This is a genomic window from Erwinia sp. S43 (assembly GCF_016624745.1).
GTDB lineage: Bacteria > Pseudomonadota > Gammaproteobacteria > Enterobacterales > Enterobacteriaceae > Erwinia > Erwinia coffeiphila.
Genome location: NZ_JACVTX010000003.1, coordinates 294324 through 311093 on the forward strand (window position 1 = coordinate 294324; position 16770 = coordinate 311093).

Sequence of the window (16770 nt, forward strand, 5' to 3'; positions counted from 1 at the left end):
GACGATCAGAAGAAGCCGAGCGGCTGCACGCTGTAGCTGACCAGCAGGTTTTTGGTCTGCTGATAGTGATCGAGCATCATTTTGTGGGTTTCGCGGCCAATACCGGATTTTTTATAGCCACCAAACGCCGCATGTGCCGGATAGAGGTGGTAACAGTTGGTCCACACGCGTCCGGCCTTGATCGCCCGGCCAACGCGGTAGGCACGGTTGATATCACGGGTCCAGACACCTGCCCCCAGGCCATAAATCGAGTCATTGGCAATGGCAATCGCCTCGGCTTCATCTTTAAAGGTGGTAATGCCCACCACCGGCCCGAAGATCTCCTCCTGGAAGACGCGCATACTGTTGTTGCCCTTCAGCAACGTCGGCTGGATGTAATAGCCGCTGTTAAGATCGCCTTCCAGTTTTTCCACCCCGCCGCCGGTCAGCACTTCCGCACCCTCTTTCTGCGCGATGTCCAGATAGGAGAGAATTTTGTCGAACTGCTGCTGCGACGCCTGCGCACCAACCATGGTATCGGTATCCATCGGGTCGCCGCGCCGGATGGTTTTCACCCGTTTCATCACTGCTGCCATAAACGGCTCATAGATAGACTCCTGCACCAGTGCGCGGGAAGGACAGGTACACACCTCGCCCTGGTTCAGGAAGCCGAGCACCACGCCCTCCGCCGCTTTTTCAATAAACGACTCTTCGGCCTGCATGATGTCTTCGAAGAAGATATTCGGTGATTTGCCGCCCAGCTCAACGGTGGACGGGATCAGGTTTTTCGCCGCCAGTTCCAGAATATGGCCGCCGGTAGCGGTTGAACCGGTAAAGGCCACCTTGGCGATACGCGGATTAGAGGCCAGCGCTTCCCCCGCCTCCTTGCCGTAGCCGTGGATCACGTTAAGCACGCCTTTCGGCAGCAGGTCGGCAATGACCTCCACAAACAGCGTGATGGAAAGCGGCGTCTGTTCAGCCGGTTTCAGTACCACGCAGTTGCCCGCCGCCAGCGCCGGGGCCAGCTTCCAGGCCGCCATCAGCAGCGGGAAGTTCCAGGGAATAATCTGCGCCACCACGCCCAGCGGCTCGTGGAAGTGATAGGCGGCGGTGAATTCATCAATTTCAGCGGCGGTGCCCTCCTGCGCGCGCAGGCAGCCGGCAAAGTAGCGGAAGTGGTCCACCGCCAGCGGCATATCGGCGGCCAGCGTTTCACGCACCGGCTTGCCGTTATCCCAGGTTTCATTCACGGCAAGGTATTCCAGCTTCTCTTCCAGTCGATCAGCGATTTTCAGGAGGGTCAGAGAACGCGCCTGCACCGAGGTTTTACCCCAGGCATCGGCAGCGGCGTGGGCTGCATCCAGCGCTTTTTCCACATCGTCTTTATCGGAGCGCGGAAACTGGCCGATGTCCGAACCGTTGACCGGTGAGGTATTGGTAAAATACTGGCCGTTGACCGGTGGCACAAACTCACCGTTGATGAAGTTGCCATACTGCGGTTTAAGCACGATCAGGGAATCTTTACTGCCCGGATAAGCGTAGCGCATCATCGTTCTCCTGTTGAAATACACATCGTTCGGCGGCATCAATTTAACAATGAAATAACTAATTATTAACATTGTTGATAAAGATGAGAATGTCAGGTCGCACCAGCGCAAACTGTGACGAAGCCAGAAGGAAATGTGGATTTTACGGATCGGATGTGAGGTGGCTCACGAAGAGCCACCCGATGAATCGTCGCTAAACTAGGCGCGTTTTGCCGCAGGCTGTAACTGCTGCCAGAAATCCTGCAGCAGCTGGCGTGGCCATTCCGGCTCCGGCTGGTTGTGCATCAGTTTTTTAGCCTGCTCATCGCCAAGACTGTTATGCAGGCAGGCCGTCATAATTTCTGCGGTAAACTCAGGATGGAACTGCACCGACAGCGCCTGTGGGGAATAGCGGATAATCTGGCAGGGTTCCAGGGCAGAGCGGGCAAGTACCTGCGCGCCCGACGGCGGTGCCAGCACCGACTGACGATGGGATAGCCAGGCCGAAAAATGCTGCGGCAGCGAGGCCAGCAGCGGGTCCTGATGCCTTGTCGCGCTGGATTCCAGCTGCTGTAATCCGCGCTCCCAGCCGTTGGGGTTATCACCGACTTTACCCCCCAGCGCGTAAGCCATCAGTTGATGACCGTAGCAGACACCGAGCAGCGGCAGCTTTTCCGCCACCAGATGGCGCACCCACGCGGCGGTCCGCTCGCTCCAGTCGGCATGATCGGTCACCATCGCCCAGGAGCCGCTGAGAATGGCGGCGGAAATAGTTGCCGGGTCGGGCAACGTCTCGCCGAGGTCCGGGCGTACAACAATATACTCACCGGCCGACAGGCCAAGCGCCTGCACAAACCACAGCTGCTGATCGCCCACCAGCTCACTGACCGGCAGCGGCGGCGTTTCAAGTTGGATAATGGCTAACGGTAGCTTCACGCTTATCTCTCCTGGCTGAGTACAATTCCCAGTCTCTTATCCTGACACTTTGCTTGCTAACTGTCTTATAACTTTTCTGGCAAATTGTAAACAAAGCATCAGCTTAAGCCGCTGCGTTTTTCGCGCTTTTAGCGCGATGGCATGCTGAAAAAAAGTGGCACTTTAGCGCTTCATTTGTTGCATTTCATGCCATGATAATCAGGAGTGAAACGTTATTTTAAGGATTGTGCGGTGGCGCTGCGGCATTTTTTTCTGATACTTCTGGTGGTATCAATCTGGGCATTTAACAATATCGCCATTAAATGGGGGCTGTTAGATCTTCCTCCTCTGATGCTCACTACCCTGCGATTCGTGGTGGTGGCGTTGATTCTGGTGCCGTTTACCCGCGTAAATCTTCACCAGCTGCGCTATCTTGCCGTACTTGCTTTCACCTTTGGTTTTATGCATTTCTCGCTGATGTTTATCAGTCTTAACAATACCGATGCGGGAACGGCGGCGGTGATCGTCCAGCTGGGTACGCCGATCGCGATGCTGTTAGCGATGGTCATCCTGAAAGAGAAACTGCGCCTGGTACAGCTACTGGGAATTGCCATTTCGCTCAGCGGGGTGGTGGTGCTGTCCGGCAGCCCGACTATCCCAAACTGGTGGGTGCTGGTTCTGATGCTGCTGAGCGCCTTCGGCTGGGCAATCAGCAATATGATCGTGAAAAAATCACCGCCAATCAGCCCGCTGACGATGACCGGCTGGCTGTCATTTTTAGCCATCCCGATTGTCGGCTGTGCTTCATGGCTGACCGAGTCCGATCAGATAACGCTACTGGTAAACGCCTCGTGGCGCGGCTGGTTTGCCATTCTGTTTAGCGCAATAGGCTCCTCGATTGTCGCTTACTCGCTGTGGTACAGCCTGCTTAAGCACTACAACGTCAATCTGATCATGCCCTACTCTCTGCTGACACCGGTGCTGGCGGTGATTATGGGCGTCCTGGTGCTCGGCGACAGTATGAACGGCTTTAAAGTCGCGGGATCGCTGCTGGTCATCCTCGGAACGGCAATAGCGGTGATCAACCTGCGCAATCTGCGTATGCATGCAAAACTGGCGCGGTTCCGCTATGCGGGGCGCAGTAAAGGGCATTAAACATTTCTGGAGGGCGTGATGAACGATCGGATAACCACTGAACTCTGGCAGCAGCTTTGGCAGGGGTTACGCAATGCATTATCGCCCCCGCCTCCGCTTATCCTCTCCGGTCGCCAGGCCCTGGTGTCCGCTTATCCGGTCAGTGAACTGGCCACCAGCAGCGTTGCGCTGGCCGCACAGGCCGTAGCCAGCCTGATAGACAGTTCCCAACCGCTGCACGTTGACTGTGCCCTTGCTTCCCGCTGGTTCCAGCACGCTATTCGTCCGATTAATCGTCAGCCAGCCGCTCTGTGGGACCCGTTTGCCGGGGATTACGCCTGCGCTGACGGCTGGCTCCGCCTGCATACCAATGCGCCGCATCACCGTGAAGCGATGGAGCGCGTGCTGGGCAGGCACGATAACCGTCAGGCGCTGGCCGCCACGGTGACGGGATGGGACCGTTTCACGCTCGAACAGGCCGTGGTGGATGCCGGTGGCTGCGCGGCCGCGCTACGCAGCCGCGAGGAGTGGCAGCAGCATCCGCAGGGGCAAAGCGTCAGTCGTGAAGCGCTGATTGAGCAAAGCCTGCAACCCTGCGGACCACCTCCTGAATGGTCGCTCCCCCCTGCTCGCCCGCTGCACGGCGTACGGGTACTGGACCTGACGCGAATTATTGCCGGGCCGGTCGCCACACGCTTCCTGGCCGGGCTGGGCGCAGAGGTGCTGCGCATCGATCCGCCAGGCTGGCAGGAACCGTCTTTAGAAGAAGAGATTACTCTGGGAAAACGCTGCGCGCGGCTGGACCTGAAATCAGCCGAAGGGCGGCGTCAGTTCGAAATCCTGCTGAGTCAGAGCGATGTGCTGGTCCACGGCTACCGAGCCGATGCGCTGATTAATCTCGGCTACGACCAGGAGATGCTGCAAAAGCTGAAGCCCGGCCTGATCGACGTCAGCCTGAACGCATGGGGATGGACAGGGCCGTGGCGAAACCGGCGCGGTTTTGACAGCCTGGTGCAAATGGCCTGCGGCATTGCCGATCGCGGGCGTCAATGGCAGGGAGGCGATGCGCCGGTGCCGCTGCCGGTCCAGGCGCTGGATCACGCAACCGGCTATCTGATGGCGGCGGCGGTGCTGGAAGGAATGCGCCAGCGGCGACTGCACAGTACCGGGTTTGCCGCCCGCCTGTCGCTGGCACGTACCGCCAGCCTGCTGTCAGACTCCCCTTACTCTGCCGATGAACAGCCTGCCGGACTGGGGGCCAGACAGCCACAGGATGAAGAACAGGAAACGGTGATTTCCCACTGGGGGATTGCGGCCCAGCTTCGCGCGCCGTTCCGGCTGCCGGGAACACCGCTGCTGTGGTCACGATCGCCATCGCCTCTGGGTTCAGCCACAGCAGAATGGCTGGCGGTGAGTGAACAGCGTTAACCCGTAAGCGATTAGAAAATCACGGCAGGATCGTGCCTGAAACAAACACACAACCAGCCACAACACGACAGCAACTGAAGAAAAACACGCCGCAGCCACAGTAAGACAGCAACTGAAGACTCACGCGCAGCCAGCAACAGGGAAGATGACGCCCAGGCAGGCTGCGCTGCAACATGGTGCTTACTCGGCTTCGCCGCCCTGCTGCTCTTCCAGCTCGGCCAGCTCATCGCGCATCGTCTGCACGGCTTCACGGCTGATTGCCGCCAGCGTGCGGTAAAACGCCGTTGAGGCGTGAGCCTCTACCTTGCCGAGAAACGCGCCGCACCACGGCATCAGGAACTCATCAAACAGAGTGACCTGTGCCAGAAACTCATCAGCCTCGGACTGATCTTCCAGCCAGGAAGAAGCCAACAGCAGTGCGCCAAAATGATCCGCCGGTCCTTCGCCCAGCGGCATACCGCGACTGGTCAGAAAAGCGCGAACCTCCACTTCCTGCGGCCCCTGCGGCCACTGCGAACCGTACGGCGGCACCTTACACTCGCTGCCAACAAACAGCGCGTTATAGTCAGCTGCCAGCAGCTGCGGATCGCTGTTTTCCTGCAGGCGGGTCAGCAGCTCATCCTGCTCCAGCGGCCAGTGCTGCTGCAGCTTACCTGACTGAAGCAGCGTAAACAGCGGCACCAGCAGCGGGTCCTGCGGCTGGCGGTTATACAGCGAGCCAAGGATGCGGCAGATGATAGAAAACTCATTCATTAGTTCGATTCCAAAAGTATGTCAGGGCTGAATCATACTATAGATCCGGCGGCGACTGGGTGGAAGCATCGCTGAGGCTAACCCTGAGCGACCTTTTCATTCATCAACGAAATCCTGTTAGCTAAATCCGAAATGAACAACGGAATAGTAACCAAATATGCGCGTAGTAAAGACAGATCGGGAAATTGACGTATATCAGACAAATTACTGATACACCAGCAATGGCAGACATATAACCACACTAACACTCAGTAAACTCTTCAAGCGTTTTTTCCGGCACAAAGCATGAGGAAGTTGCCAATCAATCCTTAGTAATACTCTCAGCATCAACATTATAAGACCACTTAATATCCCCACTTTTTTGGTCCATGCCAAATATATGCATCCCACTACGCTTATCTGAATAAAACTTTATTGCCACACCGGTATTTTTGCATCTTCCCGAAGCCGTCCCATCACAATCTTCATCTATGAATGTTTGAAGCATGAACGGCCGCCCTTGATTATCTATTTGATCATCGTGCGTGCTGTAAGGCTTGAGTCTCAATGGTTTTTCCTCAACACCCACTATCACAGCCTTTTTGAAATCATCGCTTATCGTCATACGTTTATTCGTATCAATGTTGATATAATAAGCTGCGTCAGCAGTAAAACACACCATGAGGCAGCAAAAGGCCACACTGCAAAGTCTCATCTAACCACCTGAATAAAATAAAACTTATGTCTTACGCCGTGTAAAAAAACGTCCATACGTAGTAAATTACAACGCATATTTATTTATAAGTAACATCACTCTTTTTAAATTCAATTGTTGAATGTGCCGCTTTCTTTAATAAATCATAATAGATAACATACCCGCCGCCCTTAGCATCAGTGAACAGACCTAGCATCAGCAATGGATAAGAACATTGTTTGTTTTTCTTGCACCGCTCATCCATATACACGTCAATGGTGTATTCTCTGCCCGACATCGTGTCTATATTGTTATATGTACTTGTGATGTATTCATAGTTCATCGGCTCTGATGCATTTAACGTGATCTTCTTTCCTTCGTTAAGAAGAAGAATATCGGCTCCACCATTCAAATGAATCCTGGGTTCTGCATAGGCAGTACTGGCCAGTAGCATTAACCCCAGTAGGGTCTTTCTCATCATCGTTATCCGTTCAGAAAGTTCGCCTGTAAAAAATATCACGGGCCACCCCAGGCGGCGATACTTTTGTAAGTTTTAGATAAATAAAAGTGCAATCAGGTTAATGACCAGTACACTCAATTTCTGCATAAAATATGATCTATGATCACCAATTAGACACAGAAAGAGGATATTCAACGATCGGCAGGCATTCAGAACAGCAGGTGTAGAGCCGCTCTCTATACCTGCTAAGCGCCTGCGATTGCTGAAGCACCAGCAATCGCAGCCATACGCCCCAAAACCAAACTAAAACTCAGCAAACTCTTCTATCGTTTTGCCGGTGCGCAGCGACAGGAAGTCGAGCAGGCGGCGCGGCGTAACGTTCAGCACGCGATCTTCCGGGAAATCCACCTCACGCATGATGCGCAGGCAGTGCTCGAAATTACCAAGGGTAAAAGCGGTATGGGAATCTGAGCCCAGCGCCAGCCAGCCGCCTGCCTCTTTTACCGCTGCGGCAACGGCGCGGCAGTTCGGTTCACTGCCCTTACGGGAGGTGGTAAAGGAAGAGTTGTTCAGCTCCAGCGCCACGTTATATTTCGCCGCCGCTTCGGCTACCGCCTGAATGTCGATGGGATACTTCGGGTTGCCGGGATGGCTGATGATATGCACCAGCCCGTTGGCCATAGTGGCAATCATCGCTTTGGTATTATGTTCTTTATCCTGCGGTTGCAGCACCGGCTCGTGGAAGCCTGCAACAATAATGTCGATCGCTTCCAGCATCGGTCCGCTGCAATCAATCTCACCCTCGTTGTTTTTTATGTTCGCTTCAATGCCGCGCAAAATACCCACGCCGTCAATCACCCGCGGCCAGACTCTCATATTCACGAAGTGCCAGTAGTGCGGCGCATCGGCCATATCCGGTCCGTGGTCGGTGATCGCCAACAGCTTAACGCCGCAGGTTTGTGCCTGAAGTACGTAGTCACGCAGCGTACTGTAGGCATGAGTGCTGGCAACGGTGTGCATATGAAGGTCAACGGGATACATGATTTACTCCTTAATGTTCAGGGCCGCACCGCTCACTGGGCGGCCCTTATCGTTTAGTAACCGCGTTCTAAATCAACGCGGCCTTCCGGCATCTGATTATTTTCACACTGGACAATCGCCCCTGCGATATAGTCCATAGCTTCCTCGGGTAAGGTTACAGCCGCATTATGCGGTGTGATGGCGATATCAGGATGTGACCAGAAAGGATGATCGGCAGGCAGAGGCTCAACATTGAAGACGTCCAGCGCGGCAGCTTTAACTTCCCCCGCCGCCAGCGCGGCCAGCAGATCGTCGTCAACCACATGCGGCCCACGAGCCAGGTTAATCAGGAATGCGCCGGGCTTGAGCTGGCTCAGCAGCTGGCGATTAATAATGCCGACGGTCTGCGGCGTATTAGGCAGCAGATTAATCAGCACCCGAGTGCCGGAAAGAAACTCACCCAGCTGCTCCTGACCGTGGAAACTGGTAACACCCTCGATCTGCTTCGGCGATCGGCTCCAGCAGCGCACCGGGAAGCCCCAGTCCAGCAGACTTTTTGCCACGCTGCCACCCAGCACGCCCGCGCCTAACAGCCCGATAGAGAACGCTTCCCGCTGGTTGTTTTCCAGATGCTTCCAGCTAGCTTCACGCTTCAGCTGTTGATATTCGTTAAAACGGCGGAACCAGCCGAGTACGTGATAGACAGCGTACTCCTGCATCTGGCGGCTCATGCCGGTATCTTCCAGGCGGAACAACGGCACCCCGGGTGCCAGCATCTCAGGATGCCGCTTTAACTGGCCGAGAATATCATCCACCCCGGCCCCCAGCGCGAACACCCCTTTCAGCTGGCGTCCCTGCAGCATAGCGACGGGCGGTTCACGCACCAACGCATAATCGGCAGGAAGATCGTCGCCCGGCTGCCACAGTCGGACCCGCGCACCCGGCAGGCGGCGCTGAACCCCGTCAATCCAGACCTGAGCGTTAAAAGAGGGATGGTAATAGATGATGTCCACGTTTTTTCTCCTGTTTTTCTTTAAGGCTCGGGTAAAACGCCACAGCTGGCAAGAAAAAAATGGTCGCGAATTCGTATTTTTAGGCTGGTTTGGCCTCTCTCCTGCCGTTTTTATCGGCAAAGTGATTTAAAACTGATTAAACGCACGCAAAAGCGTTGAAAGTCAGTTGACCGCAGCGAGGCTTTTCCCTACATTAGCGCCCGTCGACAACGCAGTTGCGATAACAATATGGTGAGGTGTCCGAGTGGCTGAAGGAGCACGCCTGGAAAGTGTGTATACGGCAACGTATCGAGGGTTCGAATCCCTCCCTCACCACCATATTTAAAGAGAGAGCCTGAACGAAAGTTCAGGCTTTTTTTTGCATATTTCGCGGCCAGGGAGGGTGAGAACCCTCGACTGGGTTCGACAAAACGGCAGGAATGACGTTTTGCACAGCCGCAGGCTGCCGGACGTTGCTCATTTTTGCACGCACATCAACGCAGGCGAATACACGCCCTGCAAAACAAATGCATTACCCAATTCATTTATCTTGATATAGCGACCGTGATTGAGATCGGGGCTGATCAACACCTTGCTCATCACTTCATCGACGGCGTTATCCGCACTGCGCTTCGACATCGTGATATCGGTAAGATGATAAATCCCATTTCTTTGCCGCTGGTAGCTAAAGCCATAAGAGCGTTCAACCTGGTAGGTAACCGCATTCGACTTCACCGTACCCGACATATTGAAGTAGCCTTTGTTGTCATTGCCCATCAGCAGATAGGAGTTGAGCCCGGCAGAGAAGTTGAAAGCATCAGAATCCACGATCAGGTAGCCGGTGCAGTCGAAACCGTTCTTGTTAGCCGGAGAGTATACCCTGTACCCTAAAATTAATATGGCCACGACCACCGCAGTGGAAAGCATGTAAATTAATTTCCCCTGGAGTTTAGCGCGTAATTTCATAATCAGCTCTGTAATAATTTTCACACGATGAGAATTTCTTGCGTTTGTCGTCAACATAGTTGCAGCGGGAGATAAAAACCCGACCTTTTTTATCGGTCAATACGGGGTCAGAGACGCGAACGAAGAAAATACTGTTACCGGAACACAACATGCCCTTCGTTGCGATAACATTTTGCAGAACCGCAAGAGACTTTTCTGATTCGTGTGGATTAAAGCTTCTTACCGGGCAATTATCTATATTACCTAAAGACCAGGTCATTTCTTCCTGCCTGCCGCTATCCCCCATGATATACAAAGCAAGAATAAGCGCGACTAATACAGTCAAAGTGACAGAAAGCAGCGCGACCTTTAATTTCATGAAAGAAGGTTTAACCAGAACAGACTCTTCTGCACGGACTTTCTCTTCTACGGTATTTTCGCGATGTTTATTTTCGTGGTATTGAGATTCAGTTGAATTACTTTTGAAAACGTCAGATTCTGCAGCAGCATCTTCAGCACGATTGTTGCCTTCATACTGCGCCAAATCAGGCTCTGATGTTGCGCGGGTATTGAGCTCAACCGGCAGCTCAATGTCGGGTTCAATTACTGTTCCCCCCGAGCGTTCGTCGCCATCAACCCACTCCACGCGAACGGCTTTAGAAATCATAAAACCCAATTTGGGTACGGTTACGATGATTTCATCCGTACAGCCAAGCTTTTTAAACACCGCTCTTAAATCTGAGATGTACTTGTAAAGGCTATTGCTTGACGTTGATAAACCATAAGCATCCCATACATTTTCAAGCAGTTCATCTTTCGATATCACATTACCTTTGTGCTGCAAAAGATACGCCAGCAATCTGCCCGTCGTAGCAGTCAAAATTACGTGGATATCGTCATCTGTCCACACTCGCCCGTCATCATTCCTGAAAAAAATCGACTCCTGAATCCTGTAAATCATGCCTCAGCCTTTGATTTATTTAAGTGCCAGATCTCAAAAGTAAAAATACACCATAACGCAGCAGTTATTTTGACTAAAAAAACTTATAATTTAACAAACTGTCAGCATAAAAATCCAAATAAGTGAAAATTACAAATACAAATAACCACTTTGGATTCACGGTGATAATCTTTACCCCATCGAAACGAGATGCACGCAGCAGCCTTAAAGCAACACTGATTAAAGCGCTTGCCTGCAGACGTGAATCCTTAAACAGCGTGAATTGATGAGGAACAAAAAACAGCAGAAATTGGCCACCACACAGTTAAGAAGTCTGAACGCCGATTTCAACAACTGGTATACGAAAAACAGCCAGATAAAGAAAAACATACGGAAGCAGGGATTAAATACCTTAGTGTTAGAAAGTTCTTACTCAACATTGACTGTAAAGTTGTTCTGTAGCGCAGGTGATTAACATGGAGACATGATGACATCAAGGCGCGAAACGTTAAAAAAAAGTGTTGTGTAGAGGAATACTACCTAAGAAAATTCCAATACAAAGAGTGTGCCTATTATTTTTGAGTTAAACGATAATCACAACCTATCAATCTGGCAGTGAATTATCCTTAAATAAGAAGGTTAATCGAACTTAAAAATCGACACATAAACATATTACGGAGATTACATCCAGTTAATGACTGATAAGTAGATAAATTAACTGCTTTTGACCTTGTGACATAGCTGAAGATTTTTAAGGTGGTAAATTATTGCGGAGTTATTGATATGTCGGGCGCACAGGGAATAAGAGTCGATATCATGGAATTGAAATCAGTCACTAAACAGTCAAGGAATGTTTTATCGCACGACCAATATTTTATTCTTGGCCTACTGGAACTGCTCGGCACAGATTTTATTGAAGCATTTTACCAGGTTGTTGACCTGGATTTTAATGACATAAATGAATGTAAGGACCTGTCTGCATCCAGAAAGAAAACGGTGGCATTCGCATCCAGCGACCTGGCCTATTACAACTCTGAACTTTATGAGGAAGTAGCCGTTTTAGATAAAGGAAGCAGCCTGAAAGAAATCGTGTCTTTCTTTGCGAGTGAGAACACACCAGGGAATTACCACATTAAATTTAACTTAACGCATCGTGAAAAACAGATGCTCAACATGTTAAGAAAGGGAGAAAGCAATAAGGAAATAGCTTTAAAACTTGGCGTAAAGCTAAAAACAATTTACTCACACCGGCGGAATTTAATGATGAAGCTGGGATGTGAAAACAGAATTATGTTCCATAAATTATTTTTAAAAAACCGGCTTATTACATCTGAGTAATAGCCTCACCAATATGATAAAGGAAATATATCATGAAAAAATTAGCGATTGTTGTTCTGTCTGCCCTGTCTCTGACCTCTACTGCTGCTCTGGCTGCAACCACGACGGTGAATGGCGGTACGGTTCACTTTAAAGGTGAAGTGGTCAACGCAGCCTGTGCAGTCGATGCTGGCTCAATGGACCAGACCGTAACGTTAGGCCAGGTTCGTTCAGCTAAGCTCGCCGCTTTAGGTGATACCAGCTCGGCGGTCGGTTTCAACATCCAGCTGAACGACTGTGATACCTCCGTTGCGACCAAGGCAGCCGTTGCCTTCTCCGGTACTGCCATTGACAACGCCAACCCAGACGTACTGGCGCTGCAAAGCTCCGCTGCGGGCAGCGCAACCAACGTTGGTGTACAGATCCTCGACAGAACCGGTACCCCACTGAAGCTGGATGGCGCTGACTTCAGCACCGCAACTGCTCTGAACGACGGTACCAACGTGATTCCATTCCAGGCTCGCTACTTCGCTACCGATGCTGCCACAGCAGGTACCGCGAACGCTGACGCCACCTTTAAAGTTCAGTACGAGTAAGACACCCATCACGCAGGGAAGCAAGTCGGGCCAGGATGGCCCGCTATCCGCAACGGGACTGGGATGAACAAAATGCAAAGGATGAAATCGGGTCTGTTGATGTTGCTGTTACCCCCGCTGGCACTGGCGGGAAATCAGTGGAACGTCACTTTACCCGGCGGAAGTATGCGTTTCCAGGGGATCGTTATCGCCGAATCCTGTCGCGTTGAAGCCGGTGACCGGCAAATGACTGTCAGGATGGGGCAAATCAGTAGTCATCGTTTTCATGCCGTAGGGGAAGATGCCAATCCCGTTCCCTTCGACATCCAGCTGCAGGAATGCAGCACGGCAGTTAGCCAGCGTGTAGGTGTGACCTTTCACGGCGTGGCTGATGGTAAAAACCCGGATGTTCTCTCCGTCGGAGAAGGACCTGGGATCGCAACCGGAATTGGGGTTGCACTGTTCGACAAAGATGACCAGTTAATCAGTCCAAATTCACCACCCGCTTCATGGACGCGAATTTATACCGGGCTGAACACATTACATTTCGTCGCAAAATATCGGGCAACGGGCAATCAGGTTACCGGCGGCATCGCCAATGCACAGGCCTGGTTCTCCCTGACCTACCAGTAATTAACAGCATAGATACCGCCAACAGAACATACGGTGAATGCTAAAGGAGACAACATGAAAAAAACACTCAACTTCACTCGGGGCCTGTTGGCTGGCTTATTTATGGTTGCCACTGCGGGCCTGGTTCCGCAGGCAGAAGCCGGCGTTGCACTGGGCGCAACCCGGGTCATTTATCCCGCCGGGCAAAAACAGGTTCAGCTGGCCGTGACAAATAACGACGACAGCAGCACCTATCTTATCCAGTCATGGGTTGAGAATAAGGATGGAGTGAAGGACGGCCGTTTCGTTATCACCCCTCCGCTGTTTGCCATGCAGGGTAAAAAAGAGAATACCCTGCGCATCGTGGATGCCACTAACAATCAGCTGCCGCAGGATCGCGAAAGCCTGTTCTGGATGAACGTTAAAGCGATCCCGTCAATGGAGAAATCAAAGCTCAGCGAAAATACGCTACAGCTGGCCATTATCAGCCGCATCAAGCTCTACTATCGCCCGGCTAATCTCGCCATGCCGCCAGAGCAGGCCGCAGAAAAAATTAAGTTTCGCCGCAGCGCGGGTACCCTCACGCTGATTAATCCAACGCCTTATTACCAGACCGTCACCGAGATCAACGCCGGTACCCGAATTCTGGAAAATGCACTCGTGCCGCCAATGGGTGAAGTCAGCATCAAACTCCCTGCAGATGCAGGCAGTGATATCTCCTACCGGACCATTAATGATTACGGTGCTTTAACCCCGCGCATGAAAGGCGCGATGCAGTAAATCGATGGGGAGAGACACTCTCCCCTTCCCCCTATTAACGAAAAGAAATGACTGCCGGGCGACTTCGGACCGGAGGGACTATGTCACATTTGAAATATGGACTCGACCGTTTGGCTTTCCGACGCGCACTGAGCAATGAAACACGATCTTCCGGCAAATTCGTCCGCATTCCACTCGCGATTTTACTGGCCTCCCAGACCTTTTCTACACAGGCTGAAATTTACTTTAACCCGCGTTTTCTGGCAGACGATCCCGCCGCAGTCGCGGACCTTTCTAATTTTGAAAAAGGACAGGAAGTTCCGGCGGGTACTTACCGCGTTGATATTTATCTCAACGACGGTTACATGACGACTCATGACGTCAGCTTTAATCCGGGAGAAGACGGTCATGGCTTGATTCCCTGCCTGACACGCGGCCAGCTGAGCGATATGGGTGTGAACACCGCATCAATCGCCGGAATGGACCTGCTGGGAAATGATGCCTGCGTTGCGCTCGCTCAGATGATTCCCGATGCCACCAGCCGCTTTGATGTGGGTCAGCAGCGTTTACACCTGACCATTCCTCAGGCTTTTATGGGCGGACATGCTCGCGGCTATATCCCGCCTGAAATGTGGGATAACGGTATTAATGCCGGTTTGCTGAACTACAACTTCACCGGTAACAGCGTTCACAACACGAACGGCGGCAACAGCAATTATGCTTACCTGAACCTGCAAAGCGGGCTGAATATCGGTGCCTGGCGCCTGCGCGATAACACCACCTGGAGTTACAGCAGCGGCGGCAGCTCCAACAGCAATGAAAATAAATGGCAGCACGTGAACACCTGGCTGGAGCGCGACATCACTTCATGGCGTTCACGCCTGACGCTGGGCGACAGCTACAGCAACAGCGATATCTTCGACGGCATCAACTTCCGCGGCCTCCAGCTGGCTTCAGATGACAATATGCTGCCGGACAGCCAGCGAGGCTTCGCACCGTCCGTTCACGGTATTGCGCGCGGTACGGCACAGGTTTCGATCAAACAAAACGGCTACGAGATCTATCACAGTACCGTGCCACCGGGCCCGTTCACCATCAACGATCTGTATGCAGCAGGAAGCGGCGGCGACCTGCAGGTCACCATTAAAGAAGCGGACGGCAGCAGCCAGGTTTTCACCGTGCCCTACTCTTCTGTACCGATCCTGCAGCGTGAAGGCCGTACCCGCTACTCATTTACCGCCGGGGAATACCGCAGCGGTAACGATCAGCAGGAAAACCCCCATTTTGTCCAGGGCACCCTGCTACACGGGCTGGCTTCGGGTTTTACGATCTACGGCGGCGCACAGCTGGCAGATCGCTATCGTGCATTTAATTTCGGCGTAGGTAAAAACATGGGCGAGTTCGGCGCGCTGTCACTTGATGTGACGCAGGCCAACGCCACCCTGCCCGATGACAGCGATCATCAGGGGCAGTCGATACGTTTTCTGTATAACAAATCGCTCAGTGAAGTGGGCACCAATTTCCAGCTGGTAGGTTATCGCTATTCTACCCGCGGCTTTTTCAGCTTTGCCGACACCACCTACAACCGCATGAGCGGTTACAACGTGGAAACACAGGACGGCATCGTTGAGATGAAACCGGTCTTTACTGACTACTACAACCTCGCCTACAGCAAGCGGGGCAAAGTGCAGGCCAGCATCACACAGCAGTTAGGACGCACTGCGACGGCCTATTTGAGCGGCAGTCATCAGACATACTGGGGAACCGATGGCGCCGATGAGCAGCTGCAGCTGGGTTTGAACACCGCCGTTGATGACATTAACTGGACGCTGAGCTACAGCCTGACCAAAAACGCCTGGCAGCAGGGCCGCGACCAGATGCTGGCGCTGAACGTGTCGATTCCGTTCAGCCACTGGATGCGTTCCGACAGCCAATCCGCATGGCGTAATGCCAGCGCAAGCTACAGCATGTCGAACGATCTTAATGGACGGACAACCAGCCTGGCCGGGCTTTACGGTACTGTGCTGGAAGACAACAACCTGAGCTATAGCATGCAGACCGGCTATGCAGGCGGTGGTAACGGCAGCAGCGGCAGTAACGGGTATGCGGCACTGAACTATCGCGGTGGTCGCGCTAACGCTAACGTCGGCTACAGCCGCAGTGAAAATATCGATCAGGTCTATTACGGCGTGAGCGGTGGTGTACTGGCGCATGCCAACGGCGTGACGCTAAGTCAGCCAATGAACGATACGGTCGTGCTGATTAAGGCACCTGGTGCAGGAAATGTAAAAGTTGAAAACCAGACCGGCGTTCGTACCGACAGCCGCGGCTACGCCGTACTGCCTTATGCCACGGATTATCGCGAAAACCGTATCGCACTGAATACCAACAGTCTGGCGGACAACATTGAACTGAACGACGCCGTTGCCACCGTGGTGCCGACACACGGCGCGATTGTTCGTGCCGAGTTTAAGGCGCAGGTCGGTATGAAACTGCTGATGGCCCTGACTTACAAAGGCAAACCCGTACCGTTTGGTGCCATGGCTTCTTCTGCTGACGGCCAGAATAGCAGCATCGTCGCCGACGGTGGCCAGGTGTATCTCAGCGGCATGCCAGCGACAGGTAAGGTGCTGGTGAAATGGGGAGACGGTGCAGACGCCAGTTGCCAGGCCGATTACCGCGTGGCGAAAGAAGACCAGGATCAGGCATTAAGCCAGCTGTCAGCGGTGTGCCGCTAAGGAA

At 52.7% G+C, this 16770-nt stretch carries 16 protein-coding genes and 1 tRNA gene; 8 read left to right on the plus strand and 9 right to left on the minus strand.

Annotated elements, in window-relative coordinates; all coding sequences use genetic code 11:
• Positions 1-5 precede the first annotated feature (5 nt).
• Positions 6-1526, minus strand: a complete 1521-nt coding sequence (locus tag IBT47_RS05615; protein WP_200559808.1) for an aldehyde dehydrogenase family protein — start codon at positions 1524-1526, stop codon at positions 6-8.
• Positions 1527-1724: 198 nt separating this feature from the next.
• Positions 1725-2447 (minus strand): glutamine amidotransferase, encoded by a 723-nt coding sequence (locus IBT47_RS05620; RefSeq protein ID WP_200544364.1) that lies wholly within the window; start codon positions 2445-2447, stop codon positions 1725-1727.
• 225 nt (positions 2448-2672) lie between these two features.
• Between IBT47_RS05620 and IBT47_RS05625 the strand changes: the two genes are divergently transcribed.
• The gene (locus tag IBT47_RS05625; RefSeq protein ID WP_200559809.1) at positions 2673-3575 is read left to right on the plus strand and encodes an EamA family transporter; all 903 of its coding nucleotides are present in this window, start codon (positions 2673-2675) and stop codon (positions 3573-3575) included.
• Positions 3576-3593: 18 nt separating this feature from the next.
• Positions 3594-4982: a CoA transferase gene (locus tag IBT47_RS05630; RefSeq protein ID WP_200559718.1), complete on the plus strand. Its 1389-nt coding sequence runs from the start codon at positions 3594-3596 to the stop codon at positions 4980-4982.
• A 180-nt stretch (positions 4983-5162) separates the two neighbouring features.
• On the opposite strand, the gene IBT47_RS05635 is transcribed toward IBT47_RS05630, so the two are convergent.
• The 5 genes from IBT47_RS05635 to ghrA all read right to left on the minus strand — a co-directional run bounded on the left by IBT47_RS05635 (position 5163) and on the right by ghrA (position 8901).
• Positions 5163-5735 (minus strand): molecular chaperone, encoded by a 573-nt coding sequence (locus IBT47_RS05635; protein WP_200559719.1) that lies wholly within the window; start codon positions 5733-5735, stop codon positions 5163-5165.
• Positions 5736-6036: 301 nt separating this feature from the next.
• A complete protein-coding gene (locus IBT47_RS05640; RefSeq protein WP_200559720.1) occupies positions 6037-6429 on the minus strand; it encodes a hypothetical protein in 393 nt (130 codons plus the stop codon).
• A gap of 79 nt (positions 6430-6508) precedes the next feature.
• Positions 6509-6889 carry a hypothetical protein gene (locus IBT47_RS05645; protein WP_200559721.1) on the minus strand — a complete coding sequence of 127 codons (381 nt, stop codon included), beginning with the start codon at positions 6887-6889 and terminating at the stop codon, positions 6509-6511.
• A 282-nt stretch (positions 6890-7171) separates the two neighbouring features.
• Positions 7172-7909, minus strand: a complete 738-nt coding sequence (locus IBT47_RS05650) for a phosphatase (protein WP_200559722.1) — start codon at positions 7907-7909, stop codon at positions 7172-7174.
• 53 nt (positions 7910-7962) lie between these two features.
• Positions 7963-8901 (minus strand): glyoxylate/hydroxypyruvate reductase GhrA, encoded by a 939-nt coding sequence (gene ghrA, locus IBT47_RS05655; protein ID WP_200559723.1) that lies wholly within the window; start codon positions 8899-8901, stop codon positions 7963-7965.
• Positions 8902-9131: 230 nt separating this feature from the next.
• Between ghrA and IBT47_RS05660 the strand changes: the two genes are divergently transcribed.
• A tRNA-Ser gene (locus IBT47_RS05660) sits at positions 9132-9219 on the plus strand.
• A gap of 138 nt (positions 9220-9357) precedes the next feature.
• On the opposite strand, the gene IBT47_RS05665 is transcribed toward IBT47_RS05660, so the two are convergent.
• Complete coding sequence (locus IBT47_RS05665; protein ID WP_200559724.1) at positions 9358-9846, minus strand: hypothetical protein; 489 nt, start codon at positions 9844-9846, stop codon at positions 9358-9360.
• Complete coding sequence (locus tag IBT47_RS05670) at positions 9830-10786, minus strand: winged helix-turn-helix domain-containing protein (RefSeq protein WP_200559725.1); 957 nt, start codon at positions 10784-10786, stop codon at positions 9830-9832. Before IBT47_RS05670 ends, IBT47_RS05665 begins: the two co-directional genes overlap by 17 nt.
• A gap of 762 nt (positions 10787-11548) precedes the next feature.
• On the opposite strand from IBT47_RS05670, the gene IBT47_RS05675 reads away from it, so the two are divergent.
• From IBT47_RS05675 to IBT47_RS05695, 5 genes are all read left to right on the plus strand, one after another.
• Positions 11549-12103, plus strand: a complete 555-nt coding sequence (locus tag IBT47_RS05675) for a LuxR family transcriptional regulator (protein ID WP_234471715.1) — start codon at positions 11549-11551, stop codon at positions 12101-12103.
• A gap of 32 nt (positions 12104-12135) precedes the next feature.
• On the plus strand, positions 12136-12678 hold the full coding sequence (gene fimA, locus IBT47_RS05680) for a type 1 fimbrial major subunit FimA (protein WP_200559726.1): 543 nt from the start codon (positions 12136-12138) through the stop codon (positions 12676-12678).
• 72 nt (positions 12679-12750) lie between these two features.
• On the plus strand, positions 12751-13290 hold the full coding sequence (locus tag IBT47_RS05685) for a fimbrial protein (protein WP_146114197.1): 540 nt from the start codon (positions 12751-12753) through the stop codon (positions 13288-13290).
• Between the two features lie 54 nt (positions 13291-13344).
• Positions 13345-14049 carry a fimbria/pilus periplasmic chaperone gene (locus IBT47_RS05690; RefSeq protein ID WP_234471716.1) on the plus strand — a complete coding sequence of 235 codons (705 nt, stop codon included), beginning with the start codon at positions 13345-13347 and terminating at the stop codon, positions 14047-14049.
• A gap of 80 nt (positions 14050-14129) precedes the next feature.
• Positions 14130-16766 carry a fimbrial biogenesis usher protein gene (locus tag IBT47_RS05695; protein WP_200559727.1) on the plus strand — a complete coding sequence of 879 codons (2637 nt, stop codon included), beginning with the start codon at positions 14130-14132 and terminating at the stop codon, positions 16764-16766.
• The last annotated feature ends 4 nt before the right edge of the window (positions 16767-16770 follow it).

What these genes read in the sequence shown, in the direction of transcription:
- IBT47_RS05615 (WP_200559808.1), bottom strand. Translation starts at nt 1,526, where the DNA reads ATGCGCTACGCTTATCCGGGCAGTAAAGATTCCCTGATCGTGCTTAAA.
- IBT47_RS05630 (WP_200559718.1), top strand. Translation starts at nt 3,594, where the DNA reads ATGAACGATCGGATAACCACTGAACTCTGGCAGCAGCTTTGGCAGGGG.
- IBT47_RS05635 (WP_200559719.1), bottom strand. Translation starts at nt 5,735, where the DNA reads ATGAATGAGTTTTCTATCATCTGCCGCATCCTTGGCTCGCTGTATAAC.
- IBT47_RS05640 (WP_200559720.1), bottom strand. Translation starts at nt 6,429, where the DNA reads ATGAGACTTTGCAGTGTGGCCTTTTGCTGCCTCATGGTGTGTTTTACT.
- IBT47_RS05645 (WP_200559721.1), bottom strand. Translation starts at nt 6,889, where the DNA reads ATGATGAGAAAGACCCTACTGGGGTTAATGCTACTGGCCAGTACTGCC.
- IBT47_RS05650 (WP_200559722.1), bottom strand. Translation starts at nt 7,909, where the DNA reads ATGTATCCCGTTGACCTTCATATGCACACCGTTGCCAGCACTCATGCC.
- IBT47_RS05665 (WP_200559724.1), bottom strand. Translation starts at nt 9,846, where the DNA reads ATGAAATTACGCGCTAAACTCCAGGGGAAATTAATTTACATGCTTTCC.
- IBT47_RS05670 (WP_200559725.1), bottom strand. Translation starts at nt 10,786, where the DNA reads ATGATTTACAGGATTCAGGAGTCGATTTTTTTCAGGAATGATGACGGG.
- IBT47_RS05675 (WP_234471715.1), top strand. Translation starts at nt 11,549, where the DNA reads ATGTCGGGCGCACAGGGAATAAGAGTCGATATCATGGAATTGAAATCA.
- fimA (WP_200559726.1), top strand. Translation starts at nt 12,136, where the DNA reads ATGAAAAAATTAGCGATTGTTGTTCTGTCTGCCCTGTCTCTGACCTCT.
- IBT47_RS05685 (WP_146114197.1), top strand. Translation starts at nt 12,751, where the DNA reads ATGCAAAGGATGAAATCGGGTCTGTTGATGTTGCTGTTACCCCCGCTG.
- IBT47_RS05690 (WP_234471716.1), top strand. Translation starts at nt 13,345, where the DNA reads ATGAAAAAAACACTCAACTTCACTCGGGGCCTGTTGGCTGGCTTATTT.
- IBT47_RS05695 (WP_200559727.1), top strand. Translation starts at nt 14,130, where the DNA reads ATGTCACATTTGAAATATGGACTCGACCGTTTGGCTTTCCGACGCGCA.